The organism is Paenibacillus sp. FSL M8-0142, from assembly GCF_038597315.1.
Taxonomy (GTDB): domain Bacteria; phylum Bacillota; class Bacilli; order Paenibacillales; family Paenibacillaceae; genus Paenibacillus_AQ; species Paenibacillus_AQ lactis.
In genome coordinates this window covers 169,262-183,080 of record NZ_CP152008.1, presented here as the reverse complement: position 1 = coordinate 183,080, position 13,819 = coordinate 169,262, and the positions used below count along the sequence as shown (strand labels likewise).

The window sequence follows — 13,819 nt, the reverse complement described above, 5'->3', positions numbered from 1 at the left end:
GTAATCAAAGTGAATGGACTCAAAGCTGCGATATCAGCTTCCCGCCGCTCTTATATGACCGTGCTCCGTTTTCCCGAACCTTAGGGAATAGAAAATCAGCATGGCGAGCAGCAGCCCGGCTAGCACCAGATAAATATTGCTGTAAATTTGTCCCTTGGCATAGGCATACAAGGGGTTCCACGATACCCCGGAGCGGATATCCAGCATTGTTCCGTACACACCGGAAGCGATCCCGGCCGAAATAAAATTCAGCATCTGCATCAGCCCCATTCCGATGCCGGCCTGCTCTTTCGCTAAGCTGAGGGAGACGGAATTGGATAGTGCAATCATCCCGAACGTCTGCCCGACATTGCCTAGAATCAGGAAGAACGCAACCGCGACGGCTGAAATGGCGGAGAACGTGGATAAGAGTACAAAGCACGCGACCAACATAATCATGCCGGTTAGAAACAGATACGTGTTCCCTTTGGCATCGGCCAGCTTCCCCCCTGTCTTCCCGAGCAGAGCGGAGGCCGCGGCGGCCGGCACCATGACAAATCCGATCCAACCTGGAGGCAGCGCATGAATCTCTGCCAGCAGCAACGGGCTTAGAAAATGCAGCGCAAAGGCCGCGCCGCTGAACAGAAACATGATGACAAGCCTAACCGAATACTCTCGATTCCGGAACAAAACCGGGCTCACGAACGGGACGGATGCACGATGAATCCGGACAATGAACAACGCGGCTACCAGCAGTCCGGCTAGCGGAAGCCACCAGATTCCGTTCGTTATTCCCAGCAGCAGACAAGTGATCGCGACAGCCAGCAGGCCGCCTCCCAGCAGGTCGAATGATCCTGGCACCTGAGGGTCTTCGTCCTTCAGATATTTCCGGTAAAAAGGAAGCGTGATGAGAATCAGCAAAGGGATGCTGAACAGCCAGCGCCAATGAGCAAAGCCGGCCACTAGCGAGGACACCACCGGCCCAAGCGCGCTGCCGATGGACAATCCAATAAAGGCTGTCGCCATGGCTGCTCCTCTTCGCTCCGGCGGGAAGTAGCGAATCGGTATAAGCGTTGCCGCCGCCGGTATCGCCGCCGCGCCGATCGCCTGAAGGCATCTTGCAGCCAGGACCATCCAGAATGCCTGGGAGACGAGGCCGACCAGAGAGCCGGCCGCGAACAGCAGCAGACCGAATGACAGCAAATTTTTGAGCTGGTAGCGTTCGGTCAGCTTCCCGTACAGAACCGTGCCGATCCCGTACAGCAGGGAATACGAGGAAGTTACCCAGCTAACCTGAGCGGTGCTCAAGCTGAATTCCTCTCGCATGTCCGGCAGGACAAAGTTAAACATCAATCCGCTCATAGCGGACAGACACAGCGTGAACATGAGGACACGCATCAGCTTCCGAGTCTCCATTAGAGCTTCACCCTCCTTGTGAGTAGAAAATTTTAAACAGCGAGATTAGCATGTCTGTCAGTACTTACTGACGTATGCTTTGAAAAAAAACTAGGGGGTTAACGCCCTAGCAAAAATCCGCACACTCTCCTCAATAAAGTCATCCAGCGTTACGGAAGGAAATATCTCCTTGGAATCCAGCTCGTTCATGAACGCGCCAAAGTTCATCATCATAAACGAGATCGCCCGCAGCTCGGGATCTCCGGCAACCAGCTTCCCCTTCTCCGTCATGATCGTAAAATATTTCGTCAACACGTCCAGAAACTGCTTCGGATGCTTGCTGGTCATCTCTCGAAGTCCCGGGAGATGATCACTCTCCTTGATGCTGATCGTGATCAGCTTGCGGTTCCGGATCATCAAGTCATGGTACGTCCGGCTGATCAGAATCAGATCCGCAGTAAGCTCTCCCGTGAGCTTCTCCGCGAAAAGCTTCGTCATTTCTTGACCGTAATGATAGCGTTCGAACGCCATCTCCAGGAGATTTCGCTTGCTGCCGAACTTTCGGAATAGAGTCTTCTCGCTGAGCCCGGCTGCCGAGGCAATCTCCTGCGTCGTGACGCCGTTGTAGCCCTTCCGGGATATCAGATCGATTGCGGCCTGCAGCAGCTTGTCGTCACTGCTTATATGTTGATCTCTACTCATGAAAGTCCCCCCTCCCTACATGAATGTCAGTACTGACTGTCATTCGATGGACTTATCATATTTTACATTGTCTGATTTGTCAAACGGAATTTTAATTGGATTTGCTTGCTTACTCCGCCGGCTCGCCGGCCGCTTCCCACCGGTCGATCTCGGAACGAACCCGAGGCGCAACCTCCGTACCGAGCAGCTCGATCGCCCTCATGACCTCTTCATGCGGCATCGAGCCGACCGGCACGTGCAGCATAAACCGGGTAATACCCACATGCTTGCGAAGATGGATGATCTTCTGAGCGACCGTCTCCGGATCGCCTACATAGAGGGCTCCCTCGAAGCTGCGTGCAGCATCGAAACGGGCGCGATCATAGTAACCCCAGCCGCGCTCCCGGCCGAGCACGTTCATGGCCGCCTGGGTGGAGGGAAAGAACTTATCCGCGGCAAGCTCCGTATCCTCCGCGATAAATCCATGGGAATGCGAGGCGACCGGAAGCTTCGATACATCATGCCCTGCATGGGCGGCCGCTTCTTTATACAGCTTCACGAGCGGGGCGAACTGCAGCGGGCTCCCGCCAATGATCGCCAGCACGAGCGGCAGGCCGAGCAGGCCGGCTCGGACGACGGATTCGGAGTTGCCGCCGCTGCCGATCCATACGGGCAGGGGGTTCTGCACAGGACGCGGATATACGCCCAGATTATGGATGGCCGGGCGATGCCGGCCCTCCCAGGTCACCCGCTCCGACTCCCGAATTTTTAACAACAGCTCCAGCTTCTCTTCAAACAGCTCATCGTAATCATGAAGATCATAGCCGAACAAAGGAAAGGATTCGATGAATGAGCCCCGCCCGGCCATGATTTCCGCGCGTCCGTTCGAAATCGCGTCCAGCGTGGCGAAGTCCTGGAATACCCGTACCGGATCCGCTGATGACAGCACCGTCACCGCGCTTGTCAGCCGGATCCACTTGGTCCGGGAGGCAGCAGCCGCAAGCACGACCGCAGGGGACGAGGCCGCATAATCTTGGCGATGATGCTCGCCTACTCCATACACATCCAAGCCGACCTGGTCGGCCAGCACAATTTCCTCCACGACCTCGCGCAGCCTTTGGGCGTGGCTGATCAATTCGCCGGTGTGAACGTCCGGCACGGTTTCAACAAACGAGCTAATTCCGATTTCCATCATCGGTTCCTCCTAGTAACGTATCGTTATGTGTATGTTTCACAGACGCTATATTTTCTTTAGTTAATATATCTTTATATTGAACGTTTACGCATCTTTTTTCAAGTGGAAAAACGTCAGGGCTGCAGCCTAAGGTTATCGGCATCAACAGATTCAAAAAAAAGACCGGCACTTCTCCCGAAGGCCGGTCTCTCCCTATGCGGTTTATTTCTTGGCAAGCAAGTATTCCTCGAGGCGGTCCCAAGTTTGCGTAATGCCTTCCTCCATGCCCATTTCGAGCACCTTCTTAAGCTCATCCGCGGATTGATATACGGTCCGGGAGACGATCTTCGTTCTTCCGTCCAGCTCCTCGAATGTCATCGTTGTTGTGGACGCTGGAAGTTCCTCGGAAGTATTGCCTTCGGCATCGGAGAAATAATCGGTGTAAACGATTTTGGTAGGCTTCTCAATCTCATGGTAGACCGATTTCCCCCATGACTCCATGCCATAAAATTCTCCTTGATTCTTATCCATGCACGTCATGCAATAATGCCATGAACCGCCGGGACGAAAATCCATGTTCGACACGGTTGTCTCCCAGCCACGCGGACCCCACCAGTGCTTCAGATGCTCCCCGTCCGAGAACACCTCGAATACGAGCTCTCGCGGCGCGTCGAATACACGCTCCAACACAATTACAGGTCCTTCCACTCGGGTAATCATTTTGCTTGTCATCATCATTTCCTCCTCAAGTTTAAGTTAGGCTATGGGTCCTTCTTCTCGCCCGATTGCAATTTCTTCAAGTATGCGTCCAAGCTGTCAAAACGTTCATTCCATATTCTGCGGTAATCATTCAGCCATGCATCCAGCTCTTGAAAGGGCTCCGAGCGAAGCATGTAGTTTCGCCTGTTCGCTTCCGCCTGAACCTCTACCAATCCGGCCTCCAGCAGCACCTTCAGATGCTTCGAAGCCTGAGGCTGGCGAATCTGCAGACGTTCGGCGATATCACCCACCGTCATCGGACCTCCGAGGAGCAGCTCTACAATCGCAAGACGGCTCGGCTCGGCTAATGCACTAAATATCGCTTGCTTCATTCCTGGTGGTGACGGTTATAGAACCGAAGCTTCGGGGAATACGGCTTTTGTCTACTGTCTATTCCAGCCACCAACATCACCTCGATGCGTTTATTTGATTATGCCGTGTTCTTGAATTGAATATACCACACTAGGAATATTCCTGTAAAGGAATATTTATTTTGTTCACATCACTTATGCATTCAGCCGCTATATTCGCCTTCCTTCCCCCCCGCTTCTCCATTCCATTAACATCGGTCACACCTGCATGGGCTTCTGCATAGCATATGATGAAAATCATAAATCACCATTCGTATAGGATTGTACAAACCAACGAATGTATCTGCTGCCTATACGGATGCAAGCTTGCAGAGGGCCGGTAGCCAAGCGGTGGCCACTGCCGTTTGCAGACTCTTGCAAGCCGTGCATGGCAGCATGAATCCCATGAAGGAGTGAAGTTATATGGCATTTTTGCCGCCGCAAGGACCACCAGAACTGCAAGGACCCCAAGGACCGCCTGGGCCGCCAGGACTGTTGGGACCACCGGGACTGCAAGGAATGCAGCAAGGACCGACATCCCCTCCTCCCCAGTTCATTCCCCAGAACCCCGCCGCAACTTCCGTCACCGGAGCTGGCCCTTCAACCTTTGCGGTTGATCCCGGCGCCATTCGGGGCTGTCTGTTCCGGTTCACGTTTATATGGCCTAGACGCGGGAGGGGCTTTTGGTTCTTCCCAACGTTCGTAGGACGTACTTCTGTAGCAGGTTTCCGGTGGACCGGAAGCACCTGGGTATTCTCGGGCTTTGATTTAAGAAGAATCGAGTCCTTTACTTGCTTTTAATAGTCCGGATCCGACATAGTATCCGCGACTGGCGATGATCATGCCGAAACATGGAATAATTGCCTGAATCAAAAAAAGGGATTGCTGTTCTTCGGCAGCACTCCCTTCCCCAAGCCAATTCCAAAGAGCAACGTACACCGGCTTACACAACCGTTTAGCGGTGTCGAAACGACCGTACCCTCCCCGTACAACGATTGGACAAGCTCTTCTCTCCAAATAATAACTTGATTATATTTCATCATCGTTAAATAATATGTAGCAGGCCTGCTTAAACCGATTATAAAGATTGGGATTATCAATATATTAGAAGCAGCAGAAAGGTTGACAGAACACAATGGCATTATCCCAGCAGCTTAGTAACAGCAATCCATCCATTAAACAACCGTTTCCCGTGTCCATTCTATCGCTTACGGTCGGCGCGTTTGCGATTGGCATGACGGAGTTCGTCATCATGGGAATTCTACCGAATGTCGCCGCAGATCTAAACGTCAGCATCGCGATGGCGGGCCAGCTGATCACGATGTACGCTTTGGGGGTTGCCGTCGGCGCTCCCATCCTGACGATTCTTACGCATAAAATTCCGCAGAAGAAGCTCCTTCTTCTGCTAATGGGACTATTCATATTCGGCAACGGAATCTCCGTGTTTGCACCGAATTATGCCGTTCTCATGGGCGCCCGGATGCTGACGGCGTTAACGCACGGCACCTTCTTCGGGGTCGGCGCGGTGATCGCCTCCGGCCTCGTTCGCCCGGACAAACGGGCTGGCGCCGTCTCCATTATGATGGCCGGCTTGACGATCGCCAATATAATCGGCGTCCCGCTCGGTACCTTCATCGGTCAACAGATGGGCTGGCGCGCCTCCTTCGGCGCAATTGCCATCATGGGCGTCCTTGCGCTGGTCGGCATCCTGATCTTCATTCCGCAGATTCGCCAGGAGCAGTCTTCAGGCATTGTCCAGCAGGTGAAGGAGCTTTTGAAGCCCAAGCTGACGCTGTTTCTGCTCATTGGCGCGCTCGGCAATGCCGGCCTGTTCGCGGTGTTTACCTACATCGCTTCCCTGCTGATCGAGATTACGGGATACGCGGAGGCAAGCGTCACGTGGATCCTCATTTTATTCGGCTGCGGCGTTACGCTGGGCAACATCGTTGGCGGGAAGCTGGCCGATTGGAAGCTCATGCCTTCGATCCTAAGCATCTATTTCGCGACCGCCGTCATCCTGGCGATCCTGACGTTCACCATTCACCAGCCGATATTGGCTGTGGTAACCATTGTGCTGTGGGGAGCGGCCTCATTCGCCGTCATGCCCGGCCTGCAAATTCGGGTGATGAACTTGGCGCAGGGAGCGCCAGCGCTCGCCTCAACCTCCTCCCATTCCGCCGGCAACTTGGGGAATGCGGCCGGGGCTTTCATCGGAGGGCTTGTCATCACGCATCTAAGCCTGAACGCCCTGCCTTGGGTAGGGGCCATTCTGGCGGGAATCGCCTTCTTATTGGGCCTCGCCTGCTATATCTCCGAGCGCAAGACCGGGGATGCAGCCGTGAAGGTATGAGACGAGGTATGCCAGAATAGTTAATGATGTGCTTCCTGGCTTTTTCTTGAAGATAGACCATATCTAAAATTCCGAGGAGGTCCTCCATGCCGCGACTTATGAAGTTCAGCCTCATATTCGCAGCCATTGCAGCTGTACTCTATGTCATGATCTATGATTTCGGATTCCCCAAATTTCCGTATGAGATCCGAATGAGCTATCCTGCCGTACAGTACACTGCGGAAGATCCCTCCTCTGCCGTTCCTACGACCATCGAAATTGAGGGAACTTATTATCGCCGGTTGTTCCAAGAGCCGCTGTTCGACGGATCGATTCGGGTCCCTCTGTATGACTTCACGATGAGCTCTGATCCTGATACTGAGTATCCGCTGTATCGTTATGACCGCATATACGAAGACCCGCAGGGAAGCAGCAATGACACCTATATCTCCTTCTTGAATTATCCATCGTACACGTTCAAATCGAATGGCGCGATTGATAGCGTAACGATCGAGACGCTCGGTCAGCTATACATGAAGGACCGCTTTCAGCAAGTATTGATTCAAGTCACCCGCGATCCGGACGTAGACGCGAATCCATGGTTCATCGTCGCTCCGGCAGCGACCATCGAGGAGGCCGAGCAGCTGCGGAAACACATACTTCCCTAGGCTCTGTTCATAGGCGGCATACTTATCGTCAAGCCTGCTGAAGATCACCCGGCCTTTTACTCATAAATCGCTCCAACCATTGAATGTCCATGGCAAAAAGCCCCGGATTCCCTATAATTAAGGAATCCGGGGCTTTTCAATTTCAACTCGGCGCTTCCCTGCTTAAGCTTAGGATCGGTTTTCCAGCTCAATCTTCAGCGCCTCATAGTGCTCCATCAGCTCGCCCATAATCGGATGCTCGCCCGCAATGCCCGTATACTTGGACGCCGTATCGCTTGGTCCGATCTCGCGAACGGAGCGCTGCAGCTCAGCGCTTTCCGGGTCCTCAGGCACGTCGAACAGCAGCGCGGCCGCCATCGATTTGGCCAGGCTTTTGTATGCCAGTCCGCTTTCGAAGGCCAGCATGGCCGGGGACACGAGACGGTCCCCGGGCGACAGCTTCCGGATCGGGGAGCGTCCTACGCGCACCACCTCATCGGTAAGAGCCGGGTTGCGGAAACGGTCCAGAATGGTTGCAATGTATGCCTGATGCTCCGCCGGATTGAAGCCGTGCTTGTGGATCAGCGCCGCGCCGGTCTCATCCAGGACGGCACGGACATGCTTCGCCACCTCATCGTCCTTCATCGCATCCTGAATCGTCTCGTATCCTTTCAGGAAACCGATGTAGGCAGCGGAGCAGTGCCCGGTATTCACCGTGAACAGCTTGCGTTCAATGTACGGCTCCAGCCGGTCCACATAATGCACGCCCTCGACCGGCTTGAAGCCATCCAGCATCTGCGAACGGTCCACTGCCCACTCATAGAAAGGCTCGACAACCACCTTGAGCCGGTCCTCATGCTGCTGGAGCGGTACAATCCGGTCAACGGCCGCATCCGGGAACGCAATGCTGGAATCCGCCTTCCGTCTCGTCTCCTCATCCAGCAGGCCATAGACATGCTCTTTCAGCTGGGTGCTGCCGCCGATGGCATTCTCGCAAGCGATAATGTGAAGCGGAGCAGCCTCCCCCTGCAGCCGGAGCTTTAGTCCTTCCGCAATCGTAGGCGCGATAAACTTCAAAATATTGACGCCTACCGCCGTTGTCACAATATCGGCTTCCGCAACTGCCCGCGCAGCCGCTTCGGGCTCCGAGGCGCTGTTCAGCGCAGTGATGCCCTTGACCACCGTCGTCTCCTGACCTTCGCTGGCAAGCGTCACCGGATACTCCCCGCGTGCTTTCAGCTCGGATACCAGCTCTTCGTTCACATCGACGAAGCAAACCTCGTAGCCTGCTTGAGACAGAAGAAGTCCGATAAACCCGCGCCCGATGTTGCCTGCTCCGAAATGGACCGCCTTCATGCGCCCATTCCCCCTTCGAAGATGGCGAGGATCTCCTCCTCCGTCGAAGCGTTCATAACCTTCTCAATGCTCTCGTCATCGGTGAAGATCATCGCTACATTCGTCAAAATCTCCATATGGTCGCCGCCGGCAGCCGCAATGCCGATAACGATGAAGGCCGGCTCGTCGCCGCCAAAATCAACGCCCTCCGGGAAGCGAACGATGGACAGGCCCGTAGAAGCGACCATGCCCTTGGCTTCTTTCGTGCCATGAGGTATGGCGAGGCCGCCGCCCATGTACGTGGAGGCGATCTCTTCGCGCTCCAGCATTTTGTCCACATAGTCCTCCGACACATGGCCCGCCTTCACCAGCAGGTTGCCTGCCATGCGAATCGCTTCGCTCTTGCTGCTCGCCTGAGCGTTCAAAATCACTTTTTCTTTCGACAGTATGTTGGTCATCGTTAATCTCCCTCTTTCTATAGTCTATGTTCGATTTGTCCGTGTACTTATGGTCTATGATTCAAAAAATGCTGCAGCTCCTCCGCCAAGAAGGAGCGTATCTCTTCTTCGCTGCCCTGCTCCATCAGCTCGATCAGCTCGGAGCCGAGCAGCATCGCGCTAATCTCGCTCAGCACCTCCAGACTCTCCTTCGGGAGCTGCTTCGGGGCGAGCATCAGCAGGATGACGTCGGCCTCCAGCCCCTCTTCGAGCGGAACGGGCTCCGCCAAACGGAAGAGCGTGATTGAAGGCTTCGCAATGTGCCGGCTCCGGGTATGGAACAGCGCGAGCCTCGTCTCGGGGATGAGCTGCGTGCCCATCCGTTCCCGCTCAAGCAGGCGGTTCACCACGCTCCCCGGATCATGTACCGCCTCCAACGCATGCATGCGCGATAACGCGTCTGTCAGCGTTCCTTCCAGATCCGCCGGAGCATTATCCAGGCGGTATACATGGAAGCCGTCTAACAGCGCCACGATTTCGTTCATGAGCGCGGCCTGCATCCGCAATCGCTCGAAGGATGCGGCCTTGCGCTCATCTTGCCCTGCGGCAGCAGCGCCTCCGCTGCCGCCCGCCGGCTTCGCCGCCGCGCGCTGGAGGAAATGGAGCAGACGCTCCTTATCATCTGCCGTAAGCAGCGGGCTCAGCCGGATGTATTTATCTTTTGAAAGGGGCAGGTCAATCGTGGAAATAATCAGATCATACTGCTCCTCCGGCATCCGCGCCGCTTCATACCATGACGCGTTGCCGAGAACCTCGATCTGAGGCATCTCCTTGCGCAGCCGGGTTCCAAGAAGCCTGGATGAGCTTAGCCCGCTTGAGCAGACGAGAATCGCCCTCACAGGCTGCTCCGGCTGATTCAGCCGTTCAATGGATGCGCCGAAATGCATGACGAGAAAGCCGATCTCTTCATCAGGCACATCCAGCCCGTTTCGGATTTCATCCACCGCCTGACGGACGATGCCGAACAGCTCCTCGTAATCCTTGCGGATCGGACTCAGCAGCGGATTACGGATGCGGGTGCCCTCCCGGAGCCGCTTCATTGCGGCACCCAGATGCTCCACCAATCCGGCCCGAAGCGTCCGGTCCTCTTGAAAATCCAGCCCTGTCCGCTTCGCCACCGCTTCGGTCAACCGGTGCGCAATCTCCACCATTTCGACATCGGAATGGGCGAGCTCGATAATCTCCGACATTTCGCCCGCTGCGTCAAACAATTTTGCGATATAAACAACCTCTGCGTCGGAGAGCCTTAGGTCCAGCGTATTTTCCAGCCGGACGGCAAAGCTTCTTGCGTCAGCCAGCATCGCTTTTGCGCTTCCTGCCTCCTCGGGCCGGATGGATTCAATCGGACGCCCCTGCCGAATTCGGCTTACGGTGACCGATAGAGTGATCAGCATCCGTGTGTAGGCTTCTTCGGTTAAGCTCTCCGTCCAGCTCCAGCCCATATCCCATAGGGCTCTTTCAACGTCCAGAAGGACAGGCTTGTCGATCATGGACAGCAGGCGGGCGATGGCGGGATGACTGTAGTCTTCGTAGCCGTCTCCGACCAGATCGGAGTAATCCACATGCTCATCGGCCAGCCTGCAGATTGCCCACCGCTTGCCGCTCTCCGCCCCTTCGATCTCGACGCCATATCCCCTGCGCCGGATCAGCGACAGTCCGAACCGCTTCATCCACGGCTCGACCTCATCCAGATCATTGCTGATGGTCGGAACCGTGACCTTCAAGCTGTGGGCCAAGGCAAACAGCTTAACCGGCTCCTCGGCTTCCAGCAGCGCGCAGAGCAGAAGGATTTTCCGCTCTTCCCCGGAGTAATCTGCGGGCTTGCCTGCGATCAGCCGTGCCCGAAGGCTTGCTTCGGCCCCGGGCGCCTTGCTCTCCAGCCGGATGCCCGTTCCCGACTTTTTGTAAAGCAGTACCCCCGCACCCTGTAGATGCTCCTCAACGGCTTCCAGCTCCCGATGGACCGTTCTGACGCTGACCCCGATCTCAGACGCGATCTCTGCAGCCGTCATGCCCTCCGGTCTGTCGAGCAAGAGCAGAAGCAGCTGGCGCTGCCGGGCAGTTATAGGTTCCAGATCCATGCCTCCCTTCTGCACGAAATGGAGACAACGCCGGCGTATAGGCGCCAGCGTGTCATATCGTTACTGCAATATTAATCTTTCAGACGTTCCACAAGCTCATCATATCTCGGGCTCTTCAGGAAGTTGTCGATCGAGATATGCTCCGCATTCGGATTTTTGGCGATGGCCCGTTCCGTCAGCGTCTTCTGCGTGATGACGATATCCGCATCGTCCGGAATTTCGCTGACCGCCGAGTTCACGACGGTAATGTTCACGCCGGCCTGCTGCAGCTTCTTCCGGAGGACGGAAGCGCCCATCGCGCTCGAGCCCATGCCTGCGTCGCAAGCGAATACGATTTTGTTGATATTCGTCTTATCCGCGTTAGCGACAGCAGCTGCGGCAGGAGCGACTTGATCATTCATGCCGCCTGTCTTCATCGCCTTCATTTTCGCAGAGGCTTCTTCCAGGTTCGGCTCCTCTTCACCCTTCTTACCCGTTTTGAGCAGCACTGCCGCAACGAGGAAGGATGCGATCGTCGCCGTGATGACACCGGACAGGACGGCCAGCAGCCCGCCTTTAGGCGCCATGGCAAAGTAAGCGAAGATGCTTCCCGGCGATGCTGGGCCTACAAGTCCAGCACCAAACAGCTGGAAGGTGAACGTTCCGACTACGCCGCCCGCGATGGCAGCGAGAATCAGTACCGGCTTCATCAGAATGTACGGGAAATAAATCTCGTGAATCCCGCCCAGGAAGTGAATAACGACTGCGCCCGGTGCGGAAGCCTTCGCGGATCCGCGTCCTACAAGCCAATAAGCCAGCAGGATGCCGAGGCCCGGGCCGGGATTGGATTCAAGCATATACAGCACGGACTGACCGATCCGGGCCGATTCCTCGGTTGCAATCGGGCTCAATATCCCGTGGTTGATCGCATTGTTAAGGAACAGGATTTTCGCCGGTTCAATAATAATGTTGACCAGCGGCAGCAAATTGGCATTGACCAGCACGTCGACGCCCGCGGACAGTGCCTTGGTAACCCCCTGAATCAACGGTCCGATGCCGGTATAGGCGATAAGAGCAAGCACTCCGCCAATAATACCGAGCGAGAAGTTGTTGACCAGCATTTCGAAGCCGGATTTGATCTTGCCGTCGATCAGTTTGTCGAATTGCTTCAGCACCCACGCTGCGAGCGGTCCGACGATCATGGCTCCTAGGAACATCGGAATGTCCGATCCGACAATAACCCCGACTGTAGCGACTGCACCGATGACGGCCCCCCGTTTGTCGTGGACCATCTGCCCGCCGGTGTAACCGATCAAGAGTGGCAGCAAGTAGCTGATCATTGGACCGACCAGCTTGCCGAGCGTTTCGTTCGGGAACCAGCCGGTCGGGATGAATAAGGCCGTAATCAAGCCCCAAGCGATAAATGCGCCGATGTTCGGCATGACCATACCGCTCAGGAGACGGCCGAGCTGTTGAATTTTGACGCGTATGCCTCCGCCGGATGCGTTGGCCTTCGTCTCAGTGGACATGATGCGATACCTCCAGTCCTTATTTTGAAATATATAAAAAAATCGGTTGTGTCATGAACCATGTCTGACATCTTTATGTTAAGGCATTTTGGTAAGCGCACTCAACGAAAGGAAAATTCGGTTTCGGCAAGAATATTGTTGACAATTTTTAAATGGATCATGTTTGTTATTTGAAAATATCTCCCGATAGGCAGTTCTTTCATAGTTCACGGCCAGTTTGATCCTCATAAATTCTCGTTTTTCCCGTTGATTTTCGTTTCATATAGGTTATACCTATAAATTATATTTAATTTATATATTTCCTTAATGAGGCAAGGGTGGGTTACGATGGAGCCAGCCAATCATTTCGAGAGGAGTTTTGAACTATGGACCCGTCGGTAAAAGACCTGTTTGACGCTGTCGCCGGTGACTATGACCGGGAGCGCCGGCAGCTGATCCCCTGTTTTGACGATTTTTACGGAATGGCGCTGTCTCTCGTTGAGAGCGACCATCCATCGCCGCGTATCCTGGACCTGGGAGCCGGCACCGGACTGTTCTCCGGCATGGTGCTGCATAAGCACCCGCATGCCCGCTTAACCCTGATGGACCTGAGCGACAAAATGCTCGAAGGCGCCCGCCGAAGATTCGCAGGAGCGGATCAGGTCCGCTATATTACCGGCGACTACGCGGACTATCCATTCCGCGAGTCTTACGACATCGTCATCTCCTCCCTGTCGATCCACCATCTGACCCACCCTGCCAAGCAGCGATTGTTCCATGCTGTGTACGGGGCCCTCGAGCCGGGCGGGATCTTTGTGAACGCCGATCAGGTTCGGGGAAGGCACACGAGCTCCGATGAATACTACCGGCAGCGCTGGCTGGAATCGATTCGCCGCAGCGGCTTATCCGAGGCAGCGATCGAAGCTTCGATCAAGCGGCGGGCGGTTGACATTAACGCGTCATTGGAGGACCAGCTCCGTTGGATGGAGGAGGCGGGCTTTCAGGAGACGGACTGCATGTATAAGCATTTGGATTTTGCCGTGTTCTTCGGAAGGAAGCCGAGTTAAAACAAACAAAAACAAGCTCGTTCCTCAATAAGAGGAAG

12 protein-coding genes are annotated in these 13,819 nt (G+C 55.0%); 3 read left to right on the top strand and 9 right to left on the bottom strand.

Annotation, left to right across the window (positions count from 1 at the left end; all coding sequences use genetic code 11):
- Positions 1-33: 33 nt before the first annotated feature.
- The 5 genes from NSQ46_RS00825 to NSQ46_RS00805 all read right to left on the bottom strand — a co-directional run bounded on the left by NSQ46_RS00825 (position 34) and on the right by NSQ46_RS00805 (position 4,320).
- Complete coding sequence (locus NSQ46_RS00825) at positions 34-1,395, bottom strand: MFS transporter (RefSeq protein WP_251535833.1); 1,362 nt, start codon at positions 1,393-1,395, stop codon at positions 34-36.
- A 90-nt stretch (positions 1,396-1,485) separates the two neighbouring features.
- Positions 1,486-2,076, bottom strand: coding sequence for a TetR/AcrR family transcriptional regulator (locus tag NSQ46_RS00820; protein ID WP_007129028.1), 591 nt, complete (start codon positions 2,074-2,076; stop codon positions 1,486-1,488).
- A gap of 109 nt (positions 2,077-2,185) precedes the next feature.
- Entirely contained in the window at positions 2,186-3,247 is a 1,062-nt protein-coding gene (locus NSQ46_RS00815) for an LLM class flavin-dependent oxidoreductase (protein ID WP_040738327.1), read from the bottom strand.
- A gap of 204 nt (positions 3,248-3,451) precedes the next feature.
- Positions 3,452-3,961, bottom strand: a complete 510-nt coding sequence (locus NSQ46_RS00810; protein ID WP_083832598.1) for an SRPBCC domain-containing protein — start codon at positions 3,959-3,961, stop codon at positions 3,452-3,454.
- A 29-nt stretch (positions 3,962-3,990) separates the two neighbouring features.
- Positions 3,991-4,320 carry a metalloregulator ArsR/SmtB family transcription factor gene (locus NSQ46_RS00805; RefSeq protein WP_040738328.1) on the bottom strand — a complete coding sequence of 110 codons (330 nt, stop codon included), beginning with the start codon at positions 4,318-4,320 and terminating at the stop codon, positions 3,991-3,993.
- Between the two features lie 1,153 nt (positions 4,321-5,473).
- On the opposite strand from NSQ46_RS00805, the gene NSQ46_RS00800 reads away from it, so the two are divergent.
- Both NSQ46_RS00800 and NSQ46_RS00795 read left to right on the top strand, forming a co-directional pair.
- Entirely contained in the window at positions 5,474-6,688 is a 1,215-nt protein-coding gene (locus NSQ46_RS00800) for an MFS transporter (protein WP_342576055.1), read from the top strand.
- An 86-nt stretch (positions 6,689-6,774) separates the two neighbouring features.
- Entirely contained in the window at positions 6,775-7,335 is a 561-nt protein-coding gene (locus NSQ46_RS00795; RefSeq protein WP_007129034.1) for a hypothetical protein, read from the top strand.
- A gap of 168 nt (positions 7,336-7,503) precedes the next feature.
- On the opposite strand, the gene NSQ46_RS00790 is transcribed toward NSQ46_RS00795, so the two are convergent.
- From NSQ46_RS00790 to NSQ46_RS00775, 4 genes are all read right to left on the bottom strand, one after another.
- Positions 7,504-8,670, bottom strand: a complete 1,167-nt coding sequence (locus NSQ46_RS00790; protein ID WP_213616833.1) for a mannitol-1-phosphate 5-dehydrogenase — start codon at positions 8,668-8,670, stop codon at positions 7,504-7,506.
- Complete coding sequence (locus tag NSQ46_RS00785) at positions 8,667-9,107, bottom strand: PTS sugar transporter subunit IIA (protein WP_007129036.1); 441 nt, start codon at positions 9,105-9,107, stop codon at positions 8,667-8,669. Before NSQ46_RS00785 ends, NSQ46_RS00790 begins: the two co-directional genes overlap by 4 nt.
- Before the next feature lie 47 nt (positions 9,108-9,154).
- The gene (locus NSQ46_RS00780) at positions 9,155-11,227 is read right to left on the bottom strand and encodes a BglG family transcription antiterminator (protein WP_342576052.1); all 2,073 of its coding nucleotides are present in this window, start codon (positions 11,225-11,227) and stop codon (positions 9,155-9,157) included.
- A gap of 71 nt (positions 11,228-11,298) precedes the next feature.
- On the bottom strand, positions 11,299-12,735 hold the full coding sequence (locus NSQ46_RS00775; protein ID WP_007129038.1) for a PTS mannitol transporter subunit IICBA: 1,437 nt from the start codon (positions 12,733-12,735) through the stop codon (positions 11,299-11,301).
- Between the two features lie 365 nt (positions 12,736-13,100).
- Here NSQ46_RS00775 and NSQ46_RS00770 point away from each other — a divergent pair, with 365 nt between their 5' ends.
- On the top strand, positions 13,101-13,781 hold the full coding sequence (locus tag NSQ46_RS00770; RefSeq protein WP_007129039.1) for a class I SAM-dependent methyltransferase: 681 nt from the start codon (positions 13,101-13,103) through the stop codon (positions 13,779-13,781).
- Positions 13,782-13,819: the final 38 nt, after the last annotated feature.

Bases quoted from the DNA above. Each gene is read 5' to 3' on its own strand.
- NSQ46_RS00825 (WP_251535833.1), bottom strand. From the start codon at position 1,395: ATGGAGACTCGGAAGCTGATGCGTGTCCTCATGTTCACGCTGTGTCTG.
- NSQ46_RS00820 (WP_007129028.1), bottom strand. From the start codon at position 2,076: ATGAGTAGAGATCAACATATAAGCAGTGACGACAAGCTGCTGCAGGCC.
- NSQ46_RS00815 (WP_040738327.1), bottom strand. From the start codon at position 3,247: ATGGAAATCGGAATTAGCTCGTTTGTTGAAACCGTGCCGGACGTTCAC.
- NSQ46_RS00810 (WP_083832598.1), bottom strand. From the start codon at position 3,961: ATGACAAGCAAAATGATTACCCGAGTGGAAGGACCTGTAATTGTGTTG.
- NSQ46_RS00805 (WP_040738328.1), bottom strand. From the start codon at position 4,320: ATGAAGCAAGCGATATTTAGTGCATTAGCCGAGCCGAGCCGTCTTGCG.
- NSQ46_RS00800 (WP_342576055.1), top strand. From the start codon at position 5,474: ATGGCATTATCCCAGCAGCTTAGTAACAGCAATCCATCCATTAAACAA.
- NSQ46_RS00795 (WP_007129034.1), top strand. From the start codon at position 6,775: ATGCCGCGACTTATGAAGTTCAGCCTCATATTCGCAGCCATTGCAGCT.
- NSQ46_RS00790 (WP_213616833.1), bottom strand. From the start codon at position 8,670: ATGAAGGCGGTCCATTTCGGAGCAGGCAACATCGGGCGCGGGTTTATC.
- NSQ46_RS00785 (WP_007129036.1), bottom strand. From the start codon at position 9,107: ATGACCAACATACTGTCGAAAGAAAAAGTGATTTTGAACGCTCAGGCG.
- NSQ46_RS00780 (WP_342576052.1), bottom strand. From the start codon at position 11,227: ATGGATCTGGAACCTATAACTGCCCGGCAGCGCCAGCTGCTTCTGCTC.
- NSQ46_RS00775 (WP_007129038.1), bottom strand. From the start codon at position 12,735: ATGTCCACTGAGACGAAGGCCAACGCATCCGGCGGAGGCATACGCGTC.
- NSQ46_RS00770 (WP_007129039.1), top strand. From the start codon at position 13,101: ATGGACCCGTCGGTAAAAGACCTGTTTGACGCTGTCGCCGGTGACTAT.